Here is a 23,606-nt window from a genome sequence, read left to right as displayed (position 1 = left end):
TCAAGGGGATCGTCGATCACCCTGACGATGTCGCTGTCGTCGCGCAGAGCACGGGCCGCGGCGAGGTCCTCGAGGTGCGCGTGCACCCCGAGGACCTCGGCCGCGTCATCNGGCCGCGGCGGACGCACCGCCAAGGCCCTGCGCACCGTGATCTCGTCGCTCGCCGACGGTCGCCGGGTGCGCGTCGACGTCGTCGACACCGACGCCTAGGCGATCGTGGCCGAGGTGAAGATCCCCCGCCCCGACGCGTCGACCCAGCAGCTGCGGGTCGGCCGCCTCGTGAAGGCGCACGGGCTCAAGGGCGCCCTCAAGCTCGAGCTCTACACCGACGACCCCGACCGACGCTTCACGCCAGGGGCCGTCTTCACGCTGCAGGTTCCGACGAGCTCGCCGTGGCACGGGTCGACGCTCACGCTCGCCGAGCTGCGCTGGTACAACGGCCAGCCCGTCGGCTTCTTCGAGGGCGTCGCCGACCGCACGGCCGCCGAGTCCCTCGTCAAGGCCATCCTCTGGATCGACCAGGACGCCGAGGAGGAGCCCGAGGAGGACGCCTGGTACGACTTCCAGCTCGTCGGCCTGCGCGCGCAGCGCGACGGTGACGAGGTCGGCCGCGTCGTGCGCGTCGAGCACTTCCCGGCGCAGGACCTCCTCGTGATCGACACCGGCGAGCGCGAGGTGCTCGTCCCGTTCGTGTCGGCGATCGTGCCCGCGGTCGACATCGCCGCCGGCGTCGTCACCATCACTCCGCCGCCGGGGCTCCTGGAGGACCTCCCGGAGGAGGCGGCCGCGCCGGTCGACGCGCCGGAGCCGCAGGACGAGGATGCGCCGCAGCACGCGGGCGCGGACGAGGCGGACGCCGCCGAGCCCGAGGAGCGCGAGCTCTAGGCTCGAGCCGTGCGCGTCGACATTGTCACGATCTTCCCCGAGTTCTTCGGGGTCCTCGACGTGTCCCTGCTCGGCAAGGCGCGCCAGACCGGGCTCATCGAGGTGCGCGTGCACGATCTGCGCGACGCCGCCCACGACCGTCACCGCACCGTCGACGACACCCCCTACGGGGGCGGTGCCGGAATGGTCATGAAGCCCGAGCCCTGGGGCGAGGTGCTCGACGGCCTCGTGACGGAGCGCTCGACGCTCATCGTTCCGAGCCCGGCCGGGCATCCGTTCACGCAGGCGACGGCCCGCGAGCTCGCGACGCGCGGGCACCTCGTCTTCGCCTGCGGGCGCTACGAGGGCATCGACCAGCGGGTGATCGAGCACTACGCTGACCGCATCGAGGTTCACGAGGTGAGCCTCGGCGACTACGTGCTCAACGGCGGGGAGGTGGCGGCCATGGCGATCATCGAGGCCGTCGGCCGACTCGTGCCCGGTGTCATCGGCAACCCGGCGAGCCTGGAGGAGGAGAGCCACGAGTCGGGCCTCCTCGAGTACCCCAGCTACACCAAGCCCGCCGTGTGGCGCGATCGGGCCGTGCCCCCCGTTCTGCTGAGCGGGAACCACGGCGCGGTCGACGCGTGGCGCCACGAGCAGCGGCTCGAGCGCACGCGCCGGGTCAGACCCGACCTGATCGGCGGGGAGTGACCATGGGCGAGCGGATCTGGATGCTCGCGCAACCCCTCATCGCGGCCCTCGCCCTCACGGGGTTCGCCGCTGCGACCGCCTTCCAGGCGGCCGATCGCACCGACCTCATCCCCTCGGTCCAGGCGCTCATCACCGCCTCGTTCGTCTACCCGGGGCTGGCGCTGTCGATGATCGTCAATCAGACGATGGTGATGGGTCGGCGGCCTCGTCGGCTGACCACGGTCGAGAAGATCCTCGTCACCGGCCAGTTCCTCATCGCGGGCCTGCTCGCCCTCACCTCGCTCGAGCCCGGCGCCCTGCTCCTGGGCTTCCTGCTGTGGCCGCTGCTCATCGTCGGCGCCGTCGCGGCGTGCTGGACGATGGCAGGAACGACCGTGCGCGAGCGCCGTGCGCATCGAGCGCCGCGCGAGCTCGGGGGCGAGCCGCGCCCCGACCTCGACGACCACCCGGGCACGGGCGGCGTCGTCTCGGTCGCCCCGCGGGTCTGAGCGGGCTCAGCCGCGGGCGGTGAGCACGAGCGGGCCGTCGGCCGTGATCGCGACGGTGTGCTCCGCGTGGGCGGCGCGCGCGCCGGTGCGGCTCCGCAGCGTCCAGCCGTCGGCGTCGGTGTAGATCTCGTCGGTGTCGTGGATGAACCACGGCTCGATCGCGATCACGAGGCCCGCCTTGAGCTTGAGCCCGCGTCCGGCGCGGCCGTCGTTGGGTACGTGCGGGTCGCCGTGCATCGTGCGGCCGACGCCGTGCCCGCCGAAATCGAGGTTGACCAGCAGACCCGCGTCGTGCGCGACGTCGCCGATCGCGGCCGAGACATCGCCCATGCGGTTGCCGGGCCTCGCGGCCGCGATGCCCGCCGCGAGCGCGCGCTCCGTCGTGGCGATGAGCCGGGCATCCTCGTCGCGGGGAGTGCCCACGATCACGGTCGTCGCCGAGTCGCACACCCAGCCGCCGACGGAGGCCGCGAAGTCGAGTGAGAGCACGTCGCCGTCGCGCAGCGCGTAGTCGAAGGGGAGCCCGTGCAGGGCGGCGTCGTTGACGGAGGTGCAGATGACCTTCCCGAACGGCGAGCCGCCGAAGGAGGGGTGGTAGTCGATGTAGCAGCTCTCCGCGCCCTCGGCCCGGATCATCTCGTGCGCCAGCGCGTCGAGCTCCAGGAGGGTGACGCCGACCGCGGCGGCGCGGCTCGTGGCCTCGATCACGCTCGCGACGAAGCGTCCGGCGGGGCGCATCTGCTCGATCTCGTCGGGGGTTCTCAGTTCGATCATCAGGACCTCGGCTGGGGCTGCTCGGCCGGCAGCGGGATGTTCGTGGTCAGGTAGTCGGTGCACAGGCGGCGCGTGGCCTCGATGAAGCGCTCGTCGCCGTCCTTGTCGAGCTGGAATGCGCGACCGAGCAGCCCGCTCGCCATCTCGATCGCGACCTCGACGTGGAAGACCACCTCGTCGTCGGGCTCGAAGTCGTACGTCTCGCCGATCTGGCGGGCGAACTCGCGGGCGAGGATCGAGTTGTTGCTGAGCTCGGGGTTGAGGAAGCGCTGGTCGATGACGTCGCCGAACCGCAGCGCGCGGAAGCCGGGCTCGTCGCGGTTCATCTCGATGAAGATGTCGAGCGTCCGGTCGAACGAGCTCCACGGGCCGGGCGGGGAGCTCGCGACGTTCTCCTGCACCCGCTCGACGTAGCGGTCCATGTTGCGCACCGCGAGCGCGCGGAGGAGGGTCTGGATGTTGGGGAAGTAGCGGTACACGACGCCGACCGAGCTCTTCGACTTCTTGGCCACGGCGCTCGTCGTGACCCCGTCGATGCCGCCCTCGTCGATCAGCGCGGCGGCGGCGTCGAGGAGGGTCTCGATGCGCTCGGCGCTGCGCTGCTGGATCGGCTCGGTGCGCATGACGACCTTGTCGGTCGCGAGCGTCGGTTCCTGCGTTTCGTCGGTCATCGACGACATCTCCCCCTCAGAAGCGGTCGCGGCGGGTCGCGGCGGGCGCGGATCTCGCGGGATTGGCCGGACGGCGCCCAGTATGGCATCATTTCACTTTGTGCCTCGGCACGGTTCTGCCACAGGGGAGCCGTCGTTCCACGGGGCGAGAACCACTCTTCGGATACCCCATTCCTACCGCGATCGACCTGTGGCGGTGGCAGAGAGCGAACAGCCATGCACATCCTCGACCACGTCGACGCGGCCAGCCTGCGCACCGACATCCCCGACTTCCGCGCCGGCGACACCGTCAAGGTGCACGTGAACATCGTCGAAGGCAACCGCTCGCGCATCCAGGTCTTCCAGGGCGTCGTCATCGGCCGCTCGAACGAGGGCGTCCGCGAGACCTTCACCGTCCGCAAGGTCAGCTTCCAGGTCGGCGTCGAGCGCACCTTCCCCGTGCACTCTCCGGTCATCGACCACATCGAGGTCGTCACCCGTGGCGACGTCCGCCGCGCGAAGCTCTACTACCTGCGCGGTCTGCGCGGCAAGAAGGCCAAGATCAAGGAGAAGCGCGACAGCTAGGCTGTCGAGCGACTCTCGACACGGGCTCCGTCGGTCTCCGACGGAGCCCGTCGTCGTCTCATCGGGATGCCCGGCGCGCCTCGATCGGAATCGAGAGCCGAGCGCCGCCTAGACTGGACGCGAGGCACAGGGGAGTCATGACAGAGAACGCAGCGCAGCCGACGGACGCGGCATCCCCGCCCTCCGACGCCACCGCGCAGACGGTCGACGCACGGACGAGTCGTCGGCGCGGGATCCTCCTCTTCCTGCGCGACGTGGTCATCATCGTCGGCGTCGCCCTGCTGATCTCCTTCCTCATCAAGACCTTCCTGATCCGGTCGTTCTACATCCCCAGCGACTCGATGATGAACACGCTCGTGCGGAATGACCGCATCATCGTCAACCAGCTCGTTCCCGAGGTCGTGCCGATCGAGCGCGGCGACGTCGTCGTGTTCCGCGACCCGGGCGGGTGGCTCAACCCGGCTCCGCAGCCGGAGGCGCCGCCCCTGCAGGCGGCCCTCGACTGGCTCGGCGCGATCGTCGGCATCTCGGCCCCCGACAGCGACGAGCACCTCGTCAAGCGCGTCATCGGGCTGCCGGGCGACCGCGTCGTGTGCTGCAACGACCTCGGCCAGATGAGCGTGAACGGCGTGCCGCTGGAGGAGCCCTACGTGCGCCTGCCCGCCGGGTCGACGGCCGTGAGCGCCGACGACTTCCAGGCCGAGGTCCCCGCGGACTCGCTGTGGGTCATGGGCGACAACCGGTGGGACTCCGCCGACTCGCGCTACAACCGCGACACGTTCACCGAGGGCTTCGTGCCCTTCGACGACGTGGTCGGGCGCGCGGTCGTCATCAGCTGGCCTATCGACCGCTGGACCTGGCTCGACAACTACCCGCTCGTCTTCGACGGCGTCGGCGACGCCCAGGTGCCGGCCGAGTAGCGGTGCCTCCCGCCGACCCCACGCTCGACGTCGAGCGCTCGCTCCTCGAGGCGGGCGCGCCCGTCGTCATCGGCATCGACGAGGTCGGTCGCGGCGCCATCGCGGGCGTCGTCGCGGTCGGCGCGTGCGCGATCGTCTCGGTGGCGGATGCCGCACCCGCGGGCCTGCGCGACTCAAAGCTCCTCAGCGCCTCTCGCCGGGCCGCGGTCGAGCCGCTCGTCCGCTCCTGGGCGCTCGCGGTCGCCGTGGGCGAGGCCGAGCCGGCCGAGGTCGACGCCCTCGGCATCGTCGCCGCGCTGGGCCTGGCGGGGCGCCGCGCGCTGATCCGGCTCTTCGAGCAGGGCGTCGACGTGGCCGCCGCCTCCGTCATCCTCGACGGCAGCCATGACTGGCTCACCCCCGCGCTCGTCTCGCCGCCGCGGGTGATCACGCGCGTCAAGGCCGATCGCGACTGCGCGGCCGTGGCGGGAGCATCCGTCGTCGCGAAGCAGCACCGCGACGCGCTCATGATCGCCGACCACGAGCGCTGGCCCGTCTACGAGTGGGCCGGCAACAAGGGCTACGGCAGCGCGGGCCACTTCGCGGCGATCGCGGAGCACGGAGCGACCGAGCGCCACCGCCGCACCTGGCTGCGCTCGGTGCCGCCCGCCACGGTGACCCTGCCGATCTCGGTCTAGACTGCGTGCGATGGACGACGACGAATTCGAGGACTACGACCGCGAGGTCGAGCTCGCCCTGTACCGCGAGTACCGTGACGTGGTCTCGCAGTTCCAGTACGTGGTCGAGACCGAGCGGCGCTTCTACCTCGCCAACGAGGTCACCCAGGTGGTGCGCGAGGTCGCCGGCGACTTCTTCTTCGAGCTCACGCTGACCGACGTGTGGGTGTGGGACGTCTACCGCAGCGATCGCTTCGTCAAGAGCGTCAAGGTGCTGACCTTCAAGGACGTCAACGTCGAGGAGCTCGGTAAGAAGGAGCTCAAGCTCCCCAAGGAGCTCGCGCTCGACGAGTAGCGTCGCCGCTCCTCCCCATCGCCGCCCTCCGGCGCGCTCGCCCCTGATCGCGCACCGCCCGCCTCGCCGGTGCGGATGCCCGGCCATCCTCCTTGCCAGGAGGAACCGATGGCACGCAAGGACGTACTGGGTCGCACGGGCGAGCAGCTCGCGGTCGACCACCTGACCGACCAGGGCTACGAGATCGTCGAGCGCAACTGGCGCTGCTCCGCCGGCGAGATCGACATCGTCGCGAGGGATGCCGCGACGACCGTGATCGTCGAGGTCAAGACGCGAGCGGGGCTGGGCTTCGGGCACCCGCTCGACGCGATCACGCCCGTCAAGCTCGCCCGGCTGCGGCGGCTCGCGGGTGCGTGGTGCGCCGAGCACGAGCCGGGCGGGCGGGTTCGCATCGACGCCGTCGCCGTGATCGCGGGCCGCGACGGCATCACGATCGAGCACGTGCGGCAGGTGTGCTGATGCCCGTCGCGCGCACGCGGGCCGTCGCCCTCACCGGCGTGGACGGATCGCTCGTGGAGATCGAGGCCGACCTCGCCAACGGGCTGCCTGCCTTCACCATCATCGGGCTGCCCGACACCGCCCTCGGCGAGGCGAAGGACAGGGTGCGGTCGGCCGCCTCGAACTCGGGGGTCGAGCTGCCCGCCCGACGGGTCACCGTCAACCTCTCGCCCGCCTCGCTGCCCAAGCACGGCTCGGCGTTCGACGTCGGCATCGCCGTGGCCGCGATCGCGACGACGGGGGTGCTCGCGCTCGACCACGTCGCGGAGACCGTGCACATCGGCGAGCTCGGGCTCGACGGCCGGTTGCGCCCGGTCGCGGGCGTGCTGCCCGCGGTCCTCGCCGCGAAGCGCGCCGGGGCGCGGCTCGTGGTCGTGCCGTGGGGCAACCGGGCGGAGGCCGAGCTCGTGCCGGGCATCCGCATCATCGCCGCCGCGACGCTGCGCGACGTCCTCGCCGTCCACGGCGCCGACATCGACCCGCCGGCCGAGCCGGTCGCCCCGATCCCGTCGCCGCCGGTCGTCGAGTCCCGCTCGAGCGAGGGCGATCTCTCCGACGTCATCGGCCACCCCGAGGCGATCGAGGCGCTGCAGGTGGCTGCGGTCGGCGGCCACCACCTCATGATGCTCGGGCCGCCCGGGGCGGGGAAGACCCTGCTCGCGTCGCGACTGCCCGGGCTGCTGCCCGACCTCGACGCCGACGCCGCGGTGGAGGTCTCGTCGGTCCGCTCGCTCGCCGGGCTCGGGGTCGGCGAGGGCCTCGTGACGCGCCCGCCCCTCGAGGCGCCGCACCACAGCGCGACCACGGCCTCGCTCGTCGGCGGAGGCAGCGGGCTCGTGCGCCCCGGCGCGATCTCGCGCGCCGCCCACGGGGTGCTCTTCCTCGACGAGGCGCCGGAGTTCCCCTCCGCGGTTCTGGACGCGCTGCGTCAGCCGCTCGAGACGGGTGAGATCACCATCCACCGCGCTCGGTCGGTCGCGCGCTTCCCCGCGCGCTTCCAGCTCGTCCTGGCCGCGAACCCGTGCCCATGCGGGCAGGCGGGCACCGGCGACGCCGAGTGCACGTGCACTCCCCACGCGCGGCGACGCTATCTCGCGCGGCTCTCCGGGCCCCTGCTCGACCGCGTCGATCTCCGGCTCACCGTGCGTCGCGTCGGCGCCGTCCAGCTCACGGGCGCCGAGGGTGGGGCCCTCACGACGGCGGAGGCCCGCGCTCGCGTCGTCGCCGCTCGCGCCCGCACCCGCGAGCGCTGGGGCGCCGAGGGCTGGTCGCTCAACGCCCACGTGCCCGGCACGCCGCTGCGCAGCCCGCGCTGGCGCCTCGCGCCACCCGACCGCGCCGCGCTCGACCGCGCCCTCGAGCGCGGCGGGCTGACGATGCGCGGCTACGACCGCGTGCTCCGCGTGGCGTGGAGCATCGCCGACCTCGAGGGCGACGACCGCCCGCGCGCCGACCACGTGGGTCGGGCGCTGTTCCTGCGGAAGGGGATCTGATGATCGACTGGGGCCTGCCCGAGAGCGCCGTCGCGGCTCTGCTGCGCGGCGTGGGGCGCGAGGATGCGCTCGAGCGCGCGTCGAGCGGCGGAGGCGACGGCGGCGACGGCGCAGGAGCCGCCCACGAGGCAGGGGCAGATCGCGACGAGGTGCTGGCGCGAGCGCTGTGGAGCGTCATCGTCGAGCCGGGGGACGGCGCCGCGGGAGTCCTGATCGGCGCCGTCGGCGCGGTGGAGGCGGCGCGCCTCCTCCTGGAGAGCCCCGCCCCGGCCACGATCGCCGCCGCGACCGACGGCGAGCTCGCCGGGGCCGCCGCGGAGCGCGCTCTCGGTCGATGGCTGCCCCGCCGACGTCAGTCGGATCTCGTCCGGGCGCTGGAGTCTGCGGCCCGAGTGCGCGCCCGACTGGTCATCCCCGACGATGCCGAGTGGCCGATCGCGCTCGATGACCTCGGCGAGTGCGCACCGATCGCCCTGTGGGCGCGGGGCGAGGCGGGTCTGCTCTCGCGGCAGGGCGTCGCGCTCGTCGGCGCTCGGGCGGCGACCGGCTACGGCGAGCACATCGCCATGGAGCTCGCCGCCGGCGCCGTTCGACAGGGGGCGACGGTGGTCTCCGGCGGCGCCTACGGCATCGACGGGATGGCCCATCGCGCCGCGCTCGCGTCGAGCGGCGACACGATCGCCGTGCTCGCCGGGGGTGTGGACCGCCTGTACCCGGCCGGCCACGAGGCGCTGCTCACCCGCATCGCCGAGCAGGGGGTCGTGGTGAGCGAAGCGCCGTGCGGCACGGCGCCGACGCGCTGGAGGTTCCTGCAGCGCAACAGGAGCATCGCGGCGCTCGCCGGGGCCACGGTCGTCGTGGAGGCGGGGCTCCGGTCCGGGGCGCTGAGCACGGCGCGCCACGCTCTCGGGCTCGGCCGGCCCGTCGGAGTCGTCCCCGGCCCCGTGACCAGCGCCTCGAGCGCCGGGTGCCACGCGATGCTGCGCGAGGGCCCGGTCGTCTGCATCACCGGCGTTGCGGAGCAGATGGAGCTGCTGCACGGGGGTCTCGGGCTCGGTCTAGGTCACGGCGCGGGAGGTCATGTCGCCGGCGACGCCGACGGCCCACCTCGCGCCGCCCCCGACCCTGACGGCATGGTCACGCGAGTGCTCGACGCGCTCCGACCGCGCCGTGCCCAGACCGTCGACGAGCTCGCTCGCGCGGTGGGCGAGTCCTCGGCGCGGATCCGCAGCGTGCTCGGCGTCCTCGCGCTCGAGGACCGCGTCGCCGCGAAGGTCGACGGCTGGGTGAGGTGCGCGGAACCGGGGAGAACGCGAACCGCGTTCACGGCGAAGGAGTAGCCTGCTCGCGTGATCCAGATGGGCCAGCATCCACCCGCGTCGCGCGTCATCGCGCACCTCTCCGACACGCACCTCCTCGGCGAGGGCCGCCCGCTCTACGGCTCCGTGCCGGTCGAGGATCGCCTGCGCGTGGCCCTCGAGCGGCTCGAGGCCTCGTCGGTCGCGCCCGACGCGGTCGTGTTCACCGGCGACCTCGCCGACGTCGGCGAGCCCGACGCCTACCGGCGCCTCCGCGCGGCGGTCGAGCCGGTCATCCGGCGCATGGGCGCTCAGCTCGTGTGGGTCATGGGCAACCACGACGACCGCGCGGCGTACTCCTCCCTGCTGCTCGACGAGGAGCCGAGCGACCGCCCTCAAGACCGCGTGCACGACATCGCAGGCCTGCGCGTTATCTCCCTCGACACCACGGTGCCGGGGTACCACCACGGCGAGCTCGAGCCCGCGCAGCTCGAGTGGCTGCGAGGCGTCCTCGCGGAGCCCGCGCCCCTCGGCAGCATCCTCGCCCTGCACCACCCGCCCGTGCCGACCCCGCTCGAGGTCATGGCGGTGCTCGAGCTGCACCGGCAGGACGAGCTCGCCGAGGTCGTGCGTGGCACCGACGTCCGCGCCATCCTCGGCGGCCACCTGCACTACTCGACCCATTCGACCTTCGCGGGCATTCCCGTGCACGTCGCCTCCGCGACCTGCTACACCCTCGACCTCGGCGCCGACGCCGGGCGGCTGCTCTCCGGGGTCGACGGCGGCCAGTCGTTCGACCTCGTCCACGTCTACGACGAAGTCGTCGTCAGCTCGACGGTGCCGCTCGCCACGCACCCGGAGGCGACGGGTTTCTCGAGCGACTACCGGCCCATGATCGAGGGCATGGACCCGGATGTCCGGCTCGAGCAGCTCTCCAGCAAGAGCTCTCACCTCAACCTCAACGAGGCGGCGAGCTCCGCGGGCTAGCGGGTCGGGCTCGCGCCCGCGCTCGGCGGCGGCGGGGCATCCGCGCGCCACGAGCGGGTCCTGTCGGACGCGCCGGCGTGGCCGCGGTAGGTCGCGACCACGCGCTCCAGATACCGGGTGATGACGGCCTGCTCCTGCTCGTCGAAGGCGTGAATGGTGCGGTCGACCTCGCTCACCATCGGCAGGATCCGGCCCATCGCCCGCGCGACCGACGCGCGCTCGGGCACCACGAGAGTGCCGCGTCGGTCGTCGGGATTCGGGGTGCGACGCACATGCCCGAGCCCTTCGAGGCGATCGATCACGGTGGTGACGGCGCCCGACGACAGCTCGAGTCGCTCGGCCAGCGCGGTGGGGCTCAGCGCGCCGGCCACGATCAGGTGCTGCATGGCCTTGAGATCGGTCGGGTTGACGGAGAGGTCATCGCCGAGGGAGCGCTCGAAGTCCTCCGTGACGTCGAGGAGCTCGCGCAGTAGGAGCGTCGCGGCGTGCGAGCTCCCGGCGCCGGGCGGCTGCGCGGCGGCCGCGGGCGGCACGGAGCCGGGGGGCTGCTCGACCGATTCGCTCACGCGGCCATTCTACGGCTATATTGCTTGATGATCTAATATCTTGATGATCGAGATAAGTCCGTCCCCCGCCGCCGACCGTGCGGCACCCCGTCGAGGAGCCTCATGATCGCGATCTCGCGCTTCATCACCGCCGCCCGAACGTCCTGGATCGTGCTGCTCGCGGGGATCGCCGCGACCGTCGCGCTCGTCGTGATCGCCGGGTATCAGTCCGCCGACTCCGCACCGCCGGTGGGCCTTCCCGACTCGGCGGAGTCGATCCGAGCGGCGACGCTGCAGGAGCAGTTCCGCGATGACGACTCCACGAGCGGCATCCTGGTCTTCGGTCGCGAGAGCGGCGAGCTCAGCGCCGACGACATCGCCGCGATCTCCGAGCGCGCGGCCGAGCTGGGTGACATCGCGCTCGACGGCGTCGTCCCGCCGCCGACAGTGTCGGAGGACGGCACCACGGCACTCGTGGCGGTGCCGCTGGAGATCGAGGAGAGCGTCTCGGTCCAGGCCGAGCGGGCCGAGCAGATCCGCACCATCGCCGCCGACGGTCTCCCCGACGGCATCGAGGTGTGGTTCACGGGAGCCGAGGGCTTCCTCGTCGACATCTCGGCCGTGTTCGAGGGCGCCAACTTCGTCCTGCTCGGCGTCACGGCGCTCGTCGTCGCGGTTCTGCTCATCGTGACCTACCGCAGCCCGATCCTCTGGATCGTCCCCCTCGCCGTCGTCGGCATCGCCGACTTCATCGCCGGCATCGCCGCACGCCTGGTCGCGGATGCCGCCGGCATCACCCTCGACGGCTCGGTCACAGGCATCCTCTCCGTCCTCGTCTTCGGGGCCGGGACGAACTACGCGCTCCTGCTCATCGCCCGCTATCGCGACGAGCTGCGACTCCACCAGGATCGCCGCGAGGCCATGGCGGTCGCCCTGCGCGGCGCCGGCCCGGCGATCATCGCGAGCGGCTCGACCGTCGCGCTCGCGCTCGCGACCCTCCTGTTCGGCGAGCTCTCGGGCAACCGCTCGCTCGGACTCGCCGGCGCCGTCGGCATCGTCGTCGCGATGGCCTACGCGCTGCTCGTGCTGCCCGCCGCTCTCGTGCTGTTCGGCCGCTGGCTCTTCTGGCCCCTCGTGCCCCGCTACGGCACCCCCGACACGATCTCGCGCAGCCCCTGGGGCAGGCTCGGCCGGGCTGTCAGCAAGCGCCCGGTGATCGTCGCGATCGCGGGCTTCGCCGTGCTCGGCGCCTTCGCCTCGGGGCTCACGACCCTCAACGTCGGGCTCTCGCAGAACGATCGCTTCATCGTCAAGCCCGAGGCCGTCCTCGGTCAGGAGCGCCTCGCGGAGGCCTTCTCGGCGGGCAGCACCGCGCCCGCGTCCGTGATCGTCCCCGTCGACGACGTCGCCGAGGTGAGCGAGGGCCTCGCGAAGGTCGACGGCGTGGTCGAGGTGCGACCCGGGCCCGCTGATGAGGACATCGCGCAGCTCGACGTCGTGCTCGACGCCGACCCCGAGAGCCAGGAGGCGTTCGCGATCATCTCAGATCTGCGGCTGGCGCTCGACGACCTCGGAGACGGCTCCGGTCTCGTGGGCGGGATCGACGCCGAGGGCCTCGACCTGCGCGATGCCCAGCAGCGCGATCAGAACCTGGTGATCCCGCTCATCCTCGTGCTCGTGCTCGCCGTGCTCATCGTGCTCCTCCGCTCGCTGCTCGCTCCGGTCCTGCTGCTGCTCGCCGTCGTGGCGAGCTTCTTCAGCGCGGTCGGCATCGGCTCGATCCTGTTCGAGACGGTCTTCGGCTTCCCCGGCGTCGACACGAACGTGCTGCTGTTCAGCTTCTTGTTCCTCGTCGCACTCGGCGTCGACTACTCGATCTTCCTCGTCACGCGCGCCAAGGAGGAGGTCCCGAGGCTCGGGACGTCCGAGGGCATGGTGCGCGCCCTCGCGGCCACCGGCGGCGTGATCACGAGCGCGGGAATCCTGCTCGCGGCGGTGTTCGCGGTGCTCGGCGTGCTGCCGCTCATCACCCTCACCCAGGTCGGCGTGATCGTCTGCATCGGCGTCCTGATCGACACGCTCCTCGTGCGCACGGTCATCGTGCCGGCGATGGCCTTCATCGCCAGGGATCGCTTCTGGTGGCCGCGCCGCCCCGAGCTCTCCGACGCCGAGGCCGCCGCGCGCGGCGCGAACGGCCAGGCCGAGCGGATGCCCGATGCGGTCGCAGGGGACGCCCCGCCGACCGAGCGCGAGGCCGTCGCCGCCGGCTGAGCCCCGTCCGTCGTCGCGAGCCCCCGTCCCGGCCTGTCGCCGTCGCGGGGGCTCGTACGAGGGCGCATGCTGGGGGAGTGCACGAGCGGGTGAGCGCCCTGGACGAGGCCATCGACGCCTACGTGCGCTCCGTCGAGCTCGAGCGCGGCTCCTCGCCCCACACGGTCCGTGCCTATCGGGGCGATCTGGTGACGCTCGCCGCCTTCGTCGAGGAGCGCGGGGCGGAGCCCGATCCGGCCCTCCTCGATCTGGAGCTGCTGCGCGAGTGGGTCTGGCAGCAGAACGCGGCCGGGCTCGGCGCCTCGACGCTCGCCCGACGCACCTCCACCGTGCGCGGGTTCACGGCGTGGCTCGCCCGGACGGGCCGGGCGCCCGCCGACGCCGGCGCCCGGCTGCGGGCCCCGCGCGCCGACCGCCATCTGCCGCGCGTTCTCAGCCGTGGCCAGATCGATGGGGTCCTCGACGGGCTCGACGCCCGGGCCGCGACCGGCGACCCGATCGCCCTCCGAGACCGAGCGATCGTCGAGCTGCTGTACGCGAGCGCGCTGCGCGTGAGTGAGCTCGTCGGCCTCGACCTGGGCGACGTCGACGACGCCCGCCGCACCGTCCGGGTCATGGGCAAGGGAGCCAAGGAGCGCATCGTGCCGTTCGGGATGCCCGCCCGGCGCGCCCTCGACGCCTACCGCGAGCGGGCCCGCCCCGCGATCGCGGGCCCGCGATCGGGCACCGCGCTGTTCCTCGGCGCCCGGGGGGCGCGCGAGTCGACGCGCGGGGTCTACTCCCTCGTCGCCGGACTCCTCGCCGAGCTGCCGGGCAGCGGTCCGGCCGGACCCCACGCGCTGCGGCACACGGCCGCGACGCACCTCCTGGACGGCGGCGCCGACCTCCGTGCGGTGCAGGAGATCCTCGGCCACGCGAGTCTCGGCACCACGCAGATCTACACGCACGTGAGCGCCGAACGGCTCGCGGAGGCGTATCGCACGGCGCACCCGCGCGCGTGAGCCGCTGCGCGCGGTGACGGCCGCTGCGCGCGGTGACGGCCGCTGCGCGCGGCGGCGGCCGTGCCGGCCGAGCCCGGGCGCTCACCGCTCGAGCGGCAGCAGCACGGCCCGCCGAAGCCCGCCCAGCCATCGAAGGGGCGAGACGTAGACGCCCGCCTCGCGCACGCCCAGGTGCACGCACGCCGCCGCGCAGTGGCCGGACTCGAGGACGCCGATCGGGTCGCCGGCCGCCACGACCTCGCCGACCGCGACCGACGGGCTCACCGGCTCGACCGTGACGAGCAGCGGCCCCGAGCGGATCGTCACCACCCCGCGATCGACGACCGTTCCGGCGAAGTGGATCACCCCACCGGTCGCCGCCCGCACGGTCGCCTCTGCGCCCTGCGCGCGGAGGTCGACCCCCCGGTGGCCCGCGCCGTACGGGGTGGGCGGGGCTACGAACGGACGCTCCACGACGCGCGGTCCGTCGATGGGCCACTCCCAGCCGGGGTCGGCCGGCGAGACCCCGGAGGCCTGTGGCACCCCGGAGGCCGGCGAGGCCCCGGAGAGGAGGAGCGCGAGCGCGGCGGCGGAGGCGAGGAGTCGGAGGCGCATGCCGACGATCGTGGGCGATGCGGGCATCCCGCACCCCCCGTTCGCGGCGATCGGGGGAGAGCGCGACGGCCGAGGCCGGGGCGGGGGAGCGGTGATATGCTGGCCTACGCAGTCGGCATGTCCGGCTGACTTCGCGTGCCCACCACAGCGCACACCCCCATCAGTCCCGAACGACGCCCCGGAAGCGGGGAGCCGTCGCGCGGGTCGGGGGCAGCGCCGGGCACCAGGGCCCCTCCCGTCGGGCGGGGCGACAACTGAGAACAGAAGGAGTACGGCCATGGCCGTCGTCACCATTCGCCAGCTGCTCGACAGCGGCGTGCACTTCGGGCACCAGACCCGCCGCTGGAACCCGAAAGTCAAGCGCTTCATCCTCACCGAGCGCAGCGGCATCCACATCATCGACCTGCAGCAGTCGCTCGCCTACATCGACAAGGCCTACGACTTCGTCACCGAGACGGTCGCCCACGGCGGCACGATCCTCTTCGTCGGTACCAAGAAGCAGGCGCAGGAGTCGATCGCCGAGCAGGCCACGCGCGTCGGTCAGCCCTACGTCAACCAGCGCTGGCTCGGTGGTCTGCTGACCAACTTCCAGACCGTGTCGAAGCGCCTCGCGCGCATGAAGGAGCTCGAGGAGCTCGACTTCGACGACACGACCAAGGGCTTCACCAAGAAGGAACTGCTGATCAAGAAGCGCGAGCTCGACAAGCTGCACAAGTCGCTCGGCGGTATCCGCAACCTCACGAAGACCCCGAGCGCCATGTGGGTCGTCGACCCCAAGCGCGAGCACCTCGCGATCGACGAGGCCAAGAAGCTCGGCATCCCCGTGATCGGCATCCTCGACACGAACGCCGACCCCGACGAGCTCGCGTACCCGATCCCGGGCAACGACGACGCCATCCGCTCGGTCGCGCTCCTGACGCGCATCATCGCGGATGCTGCTGCCGAGGGTCTCATCCGCAAGCACCAGAAGCCCGAGGCCGAGGGCAACGTCTCCGCCGTCGAGCCGCTGGCCGAGTGGGAGCGCGAGCTGCTCGAGCAGGGCGCCGCCGCTGCTGAGGCCCCCGCCGCCGAGGCCGCCCCCGCCGAGGAGGCTCCCGCCGAGGAGGCCGCCGCCGAGGCGCCCGCTGCCGAGTCGACCGAGGCTCCGGCCGAGGCCGCCGCGGAGGAGGCGCCCGTCGAGGCGCCCGCAGCCGACGCGCCCGCCGCGGAGGAGGCTCCGGCCGCCGAGGCCGAGACGCCCGCCGCGACGCCCGCTCCGTAACACGACCCGAGACACGAGAAGGAGTCCATCCATGGCCAATTTCAGCCTGGAAGACGTCAAGAACCTGCGCGAGCGCCTCGGCACCGGCATGGTCGACACCAAGAATGCTCTCGTCGAGGCCGACGGCGACGTCGAGAAGGCCGTCGAGATCCTGCGCCTGAAGGGTGCGAAGGGCAACGCGAAGCGCGCCGACCGCTCCACGAGCGAGGGCCTCATCGCCGCGCACGAGGCCGCGGGCGCCGCGACGCTCATCGAGCTCGCGTGCGAGACCGACTTCGTCGCGAAGGGCGAGAAGTTCGTCGCCCTCGGCGACAAGGTGCTCGCCGCCGTCGCCGGCGCCGGCGCGTCGACCGTCGAGGAGGGCCTCGCGGCCGCCGTCGACGGCACGACCGTCGCCGCCGCGATCGACGACGAGGCCGCGATCATCGGCGAGAAGATGGAGCTGCGTCGCGTGGCGCGCGTGGAGGGCGAGAAGTTCGCCGTCTATCTGCACCGCACCAACAAGGACCTCCCGCCGCAGGTCGGCGTCGTCGTCGCCTACACGGGCGATGACGCGGAGACCGCGCGCAGCATCGCCCAGCACATCTCGTTCGCCGACCCGCAGTACCTGTCGCGCGACGAGGTGCCGAGCGAGGCCGTCGAGAACGAGCGCCGCATCGTCGAGGAGATCTCGCGCAACGAGGGCAAGCCCGAGGCCGCCCTGCCGAAGATCGTCGAGGGTCGCGTCGGCGCCTTCTTCAAGCAGGTCGCGCTCCTGGAGCAGGACTACGCGCGCGACAACAAGCTGTCGGTCGCGCAGGTCCTGAAGGACGCGGGTCTGACCGTGACGGGCTTCGCCCGCTTCAAGGTCGGCGCCTAGCACTGATGGAACGGGGTCCGGAACGCGAGAGCGATCCGGACCCCGTTCCCATGCGCGACCGGTTCTTCACTACCCTGACAACGACATCCCCCACGGAAACAGAGGACCTCATGACCGAACGCCGCCGACGTGTGATGCTCAAGCTCTCGGGTGAGGCGTTCGGTGGTGGCTCTCTCGGCGTGAACCCCGACGTCGTCGGCGCGATCGCGCGCGAGATCGCCGAGGCGGCGAAGGACGTCGAGGTCGCGATCGTCGTGGGCGGCGGCAACTTCTTCCGCGGCGCCGAGCTCAGCCAGCGCGGCATGGATCGCGGTCGGGCCGACTACATGGGCATGCTCGGCACGGTCATGAACGCGCTCGCCCTGCAGGACTTCCTCGAGCAGGCCGGCGCGCAGGTGCGCGTGCAGTCGGCCATCCAGATGACGCAGGTCGCCGAGCCGTACATCCCGCTGCGCGCCGAGCGCCACCTCGAGAAGGGCCGCGTCGTGATCTTCGGCGCCGGTGCGGGACTGCCCTACTTCTCGACCGACACGGTCGCGGCGCAGCGCGCTCTGGAGATCAGCGCCGACGAGGTGCTCGTGGCGAAGAACGGCGTCGACGGCGTCTACTCCGACGACCCGCGCCGGAACCCCGGCGCCCACAAGCTCGACGAGATCACCTACCAGGAGGCGCTCGTCAAGGGCCTCAAGGTCGTCGACTCGACCGCCTTCAGCCTCTGCATGGACAACCGTATGCCGATGATCGTCTTCGGCATGGAGCCCCAGGGCAACATCGCGCGCGCCATCCGCGGCGAGCGCATCGGCACGCGCGTCTCGGCGTGATCGCCGCGCTCCTCGTCGCCGGGGGAGCGCTCGCCCACGCGGCATGGAACGTCGTCCTCAAGGCCTCCCCGGCTGCGGGCGTCCGCTTCGTCGCGCTCACGGTCGCGCTCTCGACCGTCCTGCTCGCCCCTGCCGGGGCTCCCGCGCTGCTGCCCGCTCTCGCCGATCGTCCCGCTCTCGCGGGCCTCGTGGCGGCGAGCGGCGCCCTGCACTGCGGGTACTTCCTCCTGCTGCAGCGCGCCTACGTGCTCGCGGACGTCTCCGTCGTCTATCCGTTGGCGCGCGGAACCGGCCCGCTGCTGAGCGTCGTCGCGGCCGTCCTCGTGCTCGGCGAGCGGCCGGCCCCGATCGCCCTCGCCGGTGCGGCGGTCGTCATCGCGGGCGTCGTCGTCATCGGCCTCGCGGGCTCCCGCCCGGCGCGTGGGTCCGCGCCGTCCGTTTCGGCGACGGATGCCCGTGGCCGGAACCGCCGCGCCGTCGGCGTCGCGCTCGGCGCGGCCGTCGGCGTCCTCATCGCCGGCTACACGGTGCTCGACGCCGTGGCGGTGACCGTCGCGGCCCTGAGCCCGGTCGGCTACTTCTGGGGCTCGCTGGTCGTGCAGCTCGCGATCCTCGCGCCGTGGCTCGTCTCGAGCCCGGCGGCGACAGCGCGGGCCGTGCGACGGCACGCTCCCGCGATCGTCGCGGTGGGCATCCTCTCACCGGTCGCGTACGTCCTCGTGCTCGTCGCCTACGCGTACGCGCCGGTCGCGATCGTCGCCCCCGCCCGGGAGGCGAGCGTCGTGCTCATCGCGCTCGCGGGCTGGCTGCTGTTCCGCGAGCCGCACCCCGCCCAGCGCCTGATCGGCAGTGCGGTGGTCGTCGCCGGGGTGGCGCTGCTCGCCGCCGGCTGAGCGACCGCCCACTACACTCGACACCGACCCACGAAGGAGTTGCCCGTGATTGCCGATGTGCTCGCCGAAGCCACCGAGAAGATGACCAAGGCCGTCGAGGTCGCGAAAGAGGACTACGCGACGGTCCGCACGGGCCGCGCGAACCCGCAGCTCTTCCAGAAGATCCTCGTCGACTACTACGGCACGCCGACGCCTCTCGGCCAGCTCGCGAGCCTGCAGAACCAGGACGCCCGCACCCTCGTCATCACTCCCTACGACAAGAGCGCGCTGAAGGAGATCGAGAAGGCGATCGTGAGCTTCCCGAACCTCGGCGCGAACCCGAGCAACGACGGCACGATCGTCCGCGTGACGATGCCCGAGCTCACGGAGGACCGCCGCAAGGAGTACGTGAAGATCGTCAAGGGCAAGGCGGAGGACGCCAAGGTCGCCATCCGCAACATCCGCCGCAAGGCGAAGGAGGACCTCGACAAGCTCAAGAGCGAGGTCGGTGACGACGAGGTGGCCCGCTCCGAGAAGGAGCTCGAGGCCCTCACCAAGAAGCACACCGATGCGGTCGACGAGGCGCTCAAGAAGAAGGAAGCCGAGCTGCTCGAGGTCTAGATGACCGACTCGACCCCGGGCGCTCCCGACGCCGCGAGCCCCCCCGACCCCCGCCCCGCGTCCGCCGCGCGCCGCCGTCGCGGCGCTGCCGCGCGCGCCGACGTCGAGGCGCGCATCCACGATGTCGAGAGCGCCCTCCTCGATCTCGAGGCCCGCGCGCGAGAGATGGATGCCCGCATCGAGGCGCGCGCCGGCCGCAACCTCCCGAAGGCGATCTTCTTCGGCCTCGTCCTCGGTCTGACGCTGCTGTTCAGCCTCATCGTGGTCAAAGAGCTCTTCATGCTCTTCGGCGCGGTCCTCATGGTCTTCACCGTGTACGAGCTCGCGAGCGCTCTGCGGTTCGCGGGGCGCGACATCCCGCGCATCCCCCTCGTCATCGCGTCGCTCGCGGTCGTGCCCGCGGCCTTCTACCTCGGCGCCGAGGGCCTCTGGTGGTCGTTCCTCGCGGGCATCGCGTTCGTGAGCCTGTGGCGCATCGTCGAGTCGGTGCGGCCCTCGATGCGCGGACCGGGCGTCTCGCTGCCCACCGACCTCGCCGCGGGCGTCTTCGTGCTCGCGTACGTGGCGCTGCTCGGCGGCTTCGCGATCGTCATGACGGCGGAGGAGGGCGGCCAGTGGTGGACTCTGGCGTACCTCATCACCGTCATCTCGATCGACACCGGCGCGTACGCCTCGGGGCTCGCGTTCGGCAAGCACCCGATGGCGCCCCGCATCAGCCCGAAGAAGACGTGGGAGGGCTTCGCCGGGTCTGTCGTCGCCGCGATCACGGCGGGCATCCTCCTCGCGTGGCTCATGCTCGGCGAGGAGTGGTGGGTCGGCCTGATCCTCGGCCTCGCGCTCGTGGGCACGGCGACGCTCGGCGATCTGACCGAGTCTCTCATCAAGCGCGACCTCGGCATCAAGGACATCTCGACCTGGTTGCCCGGCCACGGCGGCTTCCTGGACCGCCTGGACTCGATCCTGCCGTCGACGATCGTGGCCTACGTGCTCTTCACCCTGCTCGGATGACCGCCGCGTCCTCCCCCCTCGGGCAGAATGGTCGGGTGACCTCGACCTTCCCGCTCGCCCGCAAGGGCAAGCCCGGGTACGACATCGACGAGGTCGAGACCTTCCTGGCGGATGCCCGGCGCGCGTACAGCGCGATCGACGGGGGCGGCCTCTCGAGCGACGTCATCCGGCACACCGCCTTCCGCGTCGTGCGTCGAGGCGGCTACTCCGTGCGCCACGTGGATGCCGCGCTCGAGCGCCTCGAGGAGGCCTTCGCGGCGCGCGAGCGCGATCGTGCGATCGCCGAGCGCGGGGAGGGAGCGTTCTACGCGGAGGTCCGGCAGACGGCCCAGGAGCTCGTCGATCGGCTCGCCCGGCCGCACGGCCGCCGCTTCCGCCGAGCGAGCGCCCTCGCCCGCGGCTACCACCCGGCCGACGTCGACGCCTTCACCGATCGCGTCGCGGGATACTTCCAGAACGGCGATCCGCTCGCGATCGACGCGGTGCGCACGATCGCCTTCCGGAGCCGCTTCGGGGGGTACGACGAGACGCAGGTCGACGTCGTCCTCGACGCCGTCATCCGGGTCATGCTGGCCGTTCGCTGAGCACCGGGGTCGACCGTCGGGTAGACTGCTTCGATCGTGGGTAAGCACAAAGCGCAATCATCGCGCCCCACCGGTTCGGCTCCGCGGCTCTCGCAGCGCGCGTCGACCCGGCCCGGAGGCGCCGCTCCCCAGCGACCCCGTGCTCTCGAGCGGCACGTACGCTCTCGGTGGTCGCTCCCGATCTTCAGCTCGATCGCCGTCGTGTCGCTCGCGCTCGTGTCGATCTCCGACACCTCGACGCCGGCCGCCGCCATCGAGGCGATGGCTCCCGCCTCGCCGATCGTCGGCCAGGAGTTCACGGCCACGGCCGAGCACTCGATCGGCGCATCGCTCGCGAGCTACGAGATCGTCGAGCCGGCCCCCGAGCCGGAGCCGGCCCCCGCATCCTTCAGCGCTCCCGCCGCCGGCATCCCTGATCCCGGCTCGGCCAAGGCGATCGCCGCCGACATGGTCGCCGCGCGCGGCTGGGGGTCCGGAGAGTTCGACTGCCTCGTCGCCCTCTGGAACAAGGAGTCGGGCTGGAACGTCTACGCCATGAACTCGAGCTCGGGCGCCTACGGGATCCCGCAGGCGCTCCCCGGATCGAAGATGGCCACGGCCGGCGCCGACTGGCAGACCAACGCGGCGACGCAGATCACGTGGGGTCTCGGATACATCCAGGCCCGCTACGGCACGCCGTGCGGTGCCTGGGCGCACAGCCAGTCGGTCGGCTGGTACTAGCAGGCCGCTGCTGTGCCCCGCTCCAACAGGCCGCGTCATCGGCGTGCCGTCGACGACGATGACGCGCTCGACCTCGATCGCGTCCGACGCGGCCTGAAGCGCGTCGAGTCGAAGCGGTCGGGCGAGTGGAACGTGCAGCCGGTGACCGCCGCGGGGGCCACCAAGCCCTACGTGTGCCCGGGCTGCCGCGGCGAGGTCGTGGTCGGCACGGCGCACCTGGTGGCCTGGCGCGCGGACGGCCTCATGGGCGAGCAGGCGGATCTGGCCGATCGACGGCACTGGCACGAGCACTGCTGGCGCATCGCGCCCTGAGGTGCGAGAGGATCGACGCGTGACCGACATCATCCGCGGAGGCTCCCTCCTGCCCGCCCGTCGCGAGAACATCGAGCTGCGCACCCCCGACGGGCTCACCCTCGTCGGCGAGCTCAGCCTGCCGGCCGACCGCGACCCGGTCGCGACGCTGATCTGCCTGCACCCCCTGCCGACTGCGGGCGGATTCATGGATTCGCACATCATCCGCAAGGCCGCGGCGCGCCTGCCCGCGCTGGCCGACCTGGCCGTGCTGCGCTTCAACTTCCGCGGCGTCTCGAGCCCTCGCGGCCGGTCCGAGGGCGAGTTCGGCCACGGCGACGCCGAGCGCTTCGACCTCGACGCTGCGGTCGCCTTCGCGGAGGACCGCGGACTGCCGCAGCGCTGGCTGCTCGGGTGGTCCTTCGGCACCGAGGTCGCGCTCAAGCACGGGCTCGAGCACGACGTCATCGGCGCGATCCTGCTCTCCCCGCCCCTGCACCGCACGAGCGAGGACGAGCTGGAGGCGTGGGCGGGCAGCGGCAAGCGCCTCGTCGTCGTCGTCCCGGAGCTCGACGACTACCTGCGCCCGGCGGAGGCGGAGGAGCGCTTCGCCGTCGTGCCCGAGCGCGAGCTCGTCGCCGTCGAGGGCGGGAAGCACCTGTGGGTCGGCGAGAACCAGACCTATCGCGTGCTCACCGAGGTCGTCGAGCGGCTCAACCCCGCCGCTCTGCCGCTGCCGACCAGCTGGCCGCAGGCGTAGGCGCGGGCATCCCCTAGAGGCGCTCCTGCCGCGGGACGACCACCTGGTCGATGATGATGAGCACTGACGCCGCCACCGGGATGGCGATGAGCGCCCCGAGGACTCCGAGGAGCGTTCCGCCGATGAGGGCGGCGATCACGACCACCGCGCCCGGCACCTTCACGGCACGGTTCATGATGTTCGGGCTGAGAACGTACGCCTCGACCTGCATGTAGACCAGGTAGTAGATGCCCGCCGTGATGACGGTCGACGTCGACTCCGGGTTCGTGATGAACTGCGTGAAGACGATGAGCACCGAGCCCGACAGCGTCCCCACCAGCGGCACGAGCGAGAACAGGAACGCCACGAACGCGAAGAGGGCGGGGTACTCGGCGCCGATGAACGTCAGGAACAGGAAGCTCAGCACGCCGTTGACGAGCGCGAGGCTCGCCTGGCCGACCACGAAGCGGCCGACGGCCGAGGCGACCTGCTCGGCGATGCCGACGAAGGTCGTCCGGCGCGACGCGGGCACGAGGCGGTAGAGGGCGCTCTTCATGCTCGCGAGCGAGGCGACGAAGTAGAGCGTCAGGATGAGGATGATCAGGGCGCCGAAGGTCCCGGAGGCGATGGCGATCCCGACGCCGAGGACGCCGCCGCCGATCTCCGCGAGGTTCGCCGGATCCTGCAGGAACGTGATCGCGCCGTCGATCGCGGCCTGCACGTCGAGGACCTCGACCGGCACGAAGGTCTGCACCGTCGCGACGAGCTCCTCGAGGGACTGCACCGACCCGAGGAAGTCGCCGATCTGCTGCACGAGGCGGCTGACCTGCTCGACGATGACGGGTACGATCGCGAAGATCAGACCGGTGAAGATGCCGAGCACGCCGATGAGAACGGTGAGGATCGCCGACCAGCGCGGCCACTTGCGATCCTCGAGCCACGACACGATCGGGTCGAGACCGAGAGCGATGAACAGCGCGGCCCCGATGTAGGTGATGATCGTCGCGAGCGCGCTGACCGCACCGCCGATGAGGAGGGCGACGAGGACGCCGAGGCCGCCGAAGAGCCCGAACCGGAACGCGTTCTGGATCCTCATGGCGGGCACCTCTCGTCGTCGGCGGGATGTCCGCGCGGCTT

At 72.2% G+C, this 23,606-nt stretch carries 28 protein-coding genes and 2 pseudogenes; 25 read left to right on the top strand and 5 right to left on the bottom strand.

The annotated features are described in order from the left end of the window. From ASG83_RS12990 to ASG83_RS01295, 5 genes and pseudogenes are all read left to right on the top strand, one after another. Positions 1-110 (top strand): annotated as a pseudogene (locus tag ASG83_RS12990) (RNA-binding protein); the annotation flags it as partial. A gap of 1 nt (position 111) precedes the next feature. Further along, positions 112-210, top strand: a pseudogene (locus ASG83_RS12985) (RNA-binding protein); the annotation flags it as partial. 6 nt (positions 211-216) lie between these two features. Further along, positions 217-885, top strand: coding sequence for a ribosome maturation factor RimM (gene rimM, locus ASG83_RS01305; RefSeq protein WP_082598995.1), 669 nt, complete (start codon positions 217-219; stop codon positions 883-885). Between the two features lie 9 nt (positions 886-894). Beyond that, entirely contained in the window at positions 895-1,578 is a 684-nt protein-coding gene (gene trmD, locus ASG83_RS01300; RefSeq protein ID WP_055856184.1) for a tRNA (guanosine(37)-N1)-methyltransferase TrmD, read from the top strand. A 2-nt stretch (positions 1,579-1,580) separates the two neighbouring features. After that, a complete protein-coding gene (locus ASG83_RS01295) occupies positions 1,581-2,066 on the top strand; it encodes a hypothetical protein (protein ID WP_055856181.1) in 486 nt (161 codons plus the stop codon). 6 nt (positions 2,067-2,072) lie between these two features. Here the strand turns inward: ASG83_RS01295 and map are convergent, their stop codons facing one another. Together map and ASG83_RS01285 are read right to left on the bottom strand one after the other, a co-directional pair. After that, positions 2,073-2,840 (bottom strand): type I methionyl aminopeptidase, encoded by a 768-nt coding sequence (gene map, locus ASG83_RS01290; RefSeq protein ID WP_055856178.1) that lies wholly within the window; start codon positions 2,838-2,840, stop codon positions 2,073-2,075. Next, entirely contained in the window at positions 2,840-3,511 is a 672-nt protein-coding gene (locus ASG83_RS01285; protein ID WP_162242498.1) for a TetR family transcriptional regulator, read from the bottom strand. The genes map and ASG83_RS01285 overlap by 1 nt, the downstream gene beginning before the upstream one ends. 216 nt (positions 3,512-3,727) lie before the next feature. On the opposite strand from ASG83_RS01285, the gene rplS reads away from it, so the two are divergent. The 8 genes from rplS (at position 3,728) to ASG83_RS01245 (ending at position 10,282) form a co-directional block, all read left to right on the top strand. Further along, the gene (gene rplS, locus ASG83_RS01280) at positions 3,728-4,075 is read left to right on the top strand and encodes a 50S ribosomal protein L19 (RefSeq protein WP_055856171.1); all 348 of its coding nucleotides are present in this window, start codon (positions 3,728-3,730) and stop codon (positions 4,073-4,075) included. 137 nt (positions 4,076-4,212) lie between these two features. Continuing rightward, positions 4,213-4,995 carry a signal peptidase I gene (gene lepB, locus ASG83_RS01275; RefSeq protein WP_055856169.1) on the top strand — a complete coding sequence of 261 codons (783 nt, stop codon included), beginning with the start codon at positions 4,213-4,215 and terminating at the stop codon, positions 4,993-4,995. Positions 4,996-4,997: 2 nt separating this feature from the next. After that, the gene (locus ASG83_RS01270) at positions 4,998-5,672 is read left to right on the top strand and encodes a ribonuclease HII (protein ID WP_055856166.1); all 675 of its coding nucleotides are present in this window, start codon (positions 4,998-5,000) and stop codon (positions 5,670-5,672) included. Between the two features lie 10 nt (positions 5,673-5,682). Beyond that, entirely contained in the window at positions 5,683-6,006 is a 324-nt protein-coding gene (locus ASG83_RS01265) for a DUF2469 family protein (RefSeq protein WP_055856165.1), read from the top strand. Between the two features lie 108 nt (positions 6,007-6,114). Then, entirely contained in the window at positions 6,115-6,465 is a 351-nt protein-coding gene (locus ASG83_RS01260) for a YraN family protein (RefSeq protein WP_055856163.1), read from the top strand. Beyond that, on the top strand, positions 6,465-7,997 hold the full coding sequence (locus tag ASG83_RS01255) for a YifB family Mg chelatase-like AAA ATPase (RefSeq protein WP_055859003.1): 1,533 nt from the start codon (positions 6,465-6,467) through the stop codon (positions 7,995-7,997). The genes ASG83_RS01260 and ASG83_RS01255 overlap by 1 nt, the downstream gene beginning before the upstream one ends. After that, complete coding sequence (gene dprA / locus ASG83_RS01250) at positions 7,997-9,337, top strand: DNA-processing protein DprA (RefSeq protein WP_082598993.1); 1,341 nt, start codon at positions 7,997-7,999, stop codon at positions 9,335-9,337. Before ASG83_RS01255 ends, dprA begins: the two co-directional genes overlap by 1 nt. An 18-nt stretch (positions 9,338-9,355) precedes the next feature. After that, positions 9,356-10,282, top strand: a complete 927-nt coding sequence (locus ASG83_RS01245; RefSeq protein WP_055859001.1) for a phosphodiesterase — start codon at positions 9,356-9,358, stop codon at positions 10,280-10,282. Here the strand turns inward: ASG83_RS01245 and ASG83_RS01240 are convergent. Next, entirely contained in the window at positions 10,279-10,848 is a 570-nt protein-coding gene (locus ASG83_RS01240) for a MarR family winged helix-turn-helix transcriptional regulator (protein ID WP_156710904.1), read from the bottom strand. The genes ASG83_RS01245 and ASG83_RS01240 overlap by 4 nt on opposite strands. 102 nt (positions 10,849-10,950) lie before the next feature. Here ASG83_RS01240 and ASG83_RS01235 point away from each other — a divergent pair, with 102 nt between their 5' ends. Together ASG83_RS01235 and ASG83_RS01230 are read left to right on the top strand one after the other, a co-directional pair. Continuing rightward, positions 10,951-13,098, top strand: a complete 2,148-nt coding sequence (locus ASG83_RS01235) for an MMPL family transporter (RefSeq protein WP_055856159.1) — start codon at positions 10,951-10,953, stop codon at positions 13,096-13,098. Positions 13,099-13,175: 77 nt separating this feature from the next. Continuing rightward, positions 13,176-14,099 carry a tyrosine recombinase XerC gene (locus ASG83_RS01230; RefSeq protein ID WP_235459978.1) on the top strand — a complete coding sequence of 308 codons (924 nt, stop codon included), beginning with the start codon at positions 13,176-13,178 and terminating at the stop codon, positions 14,097-14,099. Between the two features lie 81 nt (positions 14,100-14,180). Here ASG83_RS01230 and ASG83_RS01225 read toward each other — a convergent pair whose 3' ends face one another. Next, entirely contained in the window at positions 14,181-14,720 is a 540-nt protein-coding gene (locus ASG83_RS01225; protein ID WP_055856156.1) for a murein hydrolase activator EnvC, read from the bottom strand. Between the two features lie 250 nt (positions 14,721-14,970). On the opposite strand from ASG83_RS01225, the gene rpsB reads away from it, so the two are divergent. The 10 genes from rpsB (at position 14,971) to ASG83_RS01175 (ending at position 22,490) form a co-directional block, all read left to right on the top strand. Beyond that, entirely contained in the window at positions 14,971-15,954 is a 984-nt protein-coding gene (rpsB, locus tag ASG83_RS01220) for a 30S ribosomal protein S2 (protein ID WP_055856153.1), read from the top strand. 31 nt (positions 15,955-15,985) lie between these two features. Then, positions 15,986-16,813 (top strand): translation elongation factor Ts, encoded by an 828-nt coding sequence (tsf, locus tag ASG83_RS01215; RefSeq protein WP_055856150.1) that lies wholly within the window; start codon positions 15,986-15,988, stop codon positions 16,811-16,813. Positions 16,814-16,923: 110 nt separating this feature from the next. Further along, entirely contained in the window at positions 16,924-17,634 is a 711-nt protein-coding gene (gene pyrH / locus ASG83_RS01210; protein ID WP_055856148.1) for a UMP kinase, read from the top strand. Next, entirely contained in the window at positions 17,631-18,527 is an 897-nt protein-coding gene (locus ASG83_RS01205) for a DMT family transporter (RefSeq protein WP_055856144.1), read from the top strand. Before pyrH ends, ASG83_RS01205 begins: the two co-directional genes overlap by 4 nt. A 45-nt stretch (positions 18,528-18,572) precedes the next feature. After that, on the top strand, positions 18,573-19,127 hold the full coding sequence (frr, locus tag ASG83_RS01200; protein WP_055856141.1) for a ribosome recycling factor: 555 nt from the start codon (positions 18,573-18,575) through the stop codon (positions 19,125-19,127). Then, positions 19,128-20,135, top strand: coding sequence for a phosphatidate cytidylyltransferase (locus ASG83_RS01195; RefSeq protein WP_082598992.1), 1,008 nt, complete (start codon positions 19,128-19,130; stop codon positions 20,133-20,135). Between the two features lie 35 nt (positions 20,136-20,170). Continuing rightward, the gene (locus tag ASG83_RS01190) at positions 20,171-20,719 is read left to right on the top strand and encodes a DivIVA domain-containing protein (RefSeq protein WP_200932275.1); all 549 of its coding nucleotides are present in this window, start codon (positions 20,171-20,173) and stop codon (positions 20,717-20,719) included. A gap of 201 nt (positions 20,720-20,920) precedes the next feature. Further along, positions 20,921-21,439 carry a lytic transglycosylase domain-containing protein gene (locus ASG83_RS12350; protein ID WP_235451399.1) on the top strand — a complete coding sequence of 173 codons (519 nt, stop codon included), beginning with the start codon at positions 20,921-20,923 and terminating at the stop codon, positions 21,437-21,439. 12 nt (positions 21,440-21,451) lie between these two features. Beyond that, a complete protein-coding gene (locus tag ASG83_RS01180) occupies positions 21,452-21,751 on the top strand; it encodes a hypothetical protein (protein ID WP_055856136.1) in 300 nt (99 codons plus the stop codon). 19 nt (positions 21,752-21,770) lie between these two features. After that, a complete protein-coding gene (locus tag ASG83_RS01175; RefSeq protein ID WP_055856134.1) occupies positions 21,771-22,490 on the top strand; it encodes an alpha/beta hydrolase in 720 nt (239 codons plus the stop codon). A gap of 13 nt (positions 22,491-22,503) precedes the next feature. Here ASG83_RS01175 and ASG83_RS01170 read toward each other — a convergent pair whose 3' ends face one another. Further along, positions 22,504-23,565, bottom strand: a complete 1,062-nt coding sequence (locus tag ASG83_RS01170) for an AI-2E family transporter (protein WP_055856131.1) — start codon at positions 23,563-23,565, stop codon at positions 22,504-22,506. Positions 23,566-23,606: the final 41 nt, after the last annotated feature.

The sequence above is a fragment of the Yonghaparkia sp. Soil809 genome (genome assembly GCF_001429705.1).
Taxonomy (GTDB): domain Bacteria; phylum Actinomycetota; class Actinomycetes; order Actinomycetales; family Microbacteriaceae; genus Microcella.
Note: the sequence above shows the minus strand (reverse complement) of the source record. Positions and strands in the feature narration are given on the sequence as shown.

Coding starts and splice junctions, on each gene's coding strand:
- tsf (WP_055856150.1), top strand. CDS start 15,986: ATGGCCAATTTCAGCCTGGAAGACGTCAAGAACCTGCGCGAGCGCCTC.
- ASG83_RS01170 (WP_055856131.1), bottom strand. CDS start 23,565: ATGAGGATCCAGAACGCGTTCCGGTTCGGGCTCTTCGGCGGCCTCGGC.
- ASG83_RS01235 (WP_055856159.1), top strand. CDS start 10,951: ATGATCGCGATCTCGCGCTTCATCACCGCCGCCCGAACGTCCTGGATC.
- ASG83_RS01260 (WP_055856163.1), top strand. CDS start 6,115: ATGGCACGCAAGGACGTACTGGGTCGCACGGGCGAGCAGCTCGCGGTC.
- ASG83_RS01225 (WP_055856156.1), bottom strand. CDS start 14,720: ATGCCCGCATCGCCCACGATCGTCGGCATGCGCCTCCGACTCCTCGCC.
- map (WP_055856178.1), bottom strand. CDS start 2,840: ATGATCGAACTGAGAACCCCCGACGAGATCGAGCAGATGCGCCCCGCC.
- pyrH (WP_055856148.1), top strand. CDS start 16,924: ATGACCGAACGCCGCCGACGTGTGATGCTCAAGCTCTCGGGTGAGGCG.
- ASG83_RS01255 (WP_055859003.1), top strand. CDS start 6,465: ATGCCCGTCGCGCGCACGCGGGCCGTCGCCCTCACCGGCGTGGACGGA.
- ASG83_RS01195 (WP_082598992.1), top strand. CDS start 19,128: ATGACCGACTCGACCCCGGGCGCTCCCGACGCCGCGAGCCCCCCCGAC.
- ASG83_RS01295 (WP_055856181.1), top strand. CDS start 1,581: ATGGGCGAGCGGATCTGGATGCTCGCGCAACCCCTCATCGCGGCCCTC.
- rpsB (WP_055856153.1), top strand. CDS start 14,971: ATGGCCGTCGTCACCATTCGCCAGCTGCTCGACAGCGGCGTGCACTTC.
- ASG83_RS01265 (WP_055856165.1), top strand. CDS start 5,683: ATGGACGACGACGAATTCGAGGACTACGACCGCGAGGTCGAGCTCGCC.
- ASG83_RS01245 (WP_055859001.1), top strand. CDS start 9,356: ATGGGCCAGCATCCACCCGCGTCGCGCGTCATCGCGCACCTCTCCGAC.
- dprA (WP_082598993.1), top strand. CDS start 7,997: ATGATCGACTGGGGCCTGCCCGAGAGCGCCGTCGCGGCTCTGCTGCGC.
- ASG83_RS01285 (WP_162242498.1), bottom strand. CDS start 3,511: ATGACCGACGAAACGCAGGAACCGACGCTCGCGACCGACAAGGTCGTC.
- lepB (WP_055856169.1), top strand. CDS start 4,213: ATGACAGAGAACGCAGCGCAGCCGACGGACGCGGCATCCCCGCCCTCC.
- rplS (WP_055856171.1), top strand. CDS start 3,728: ATGCACATCCTCGACCACGTCGACGCGGCCAGCCTGCGCACCGACATC.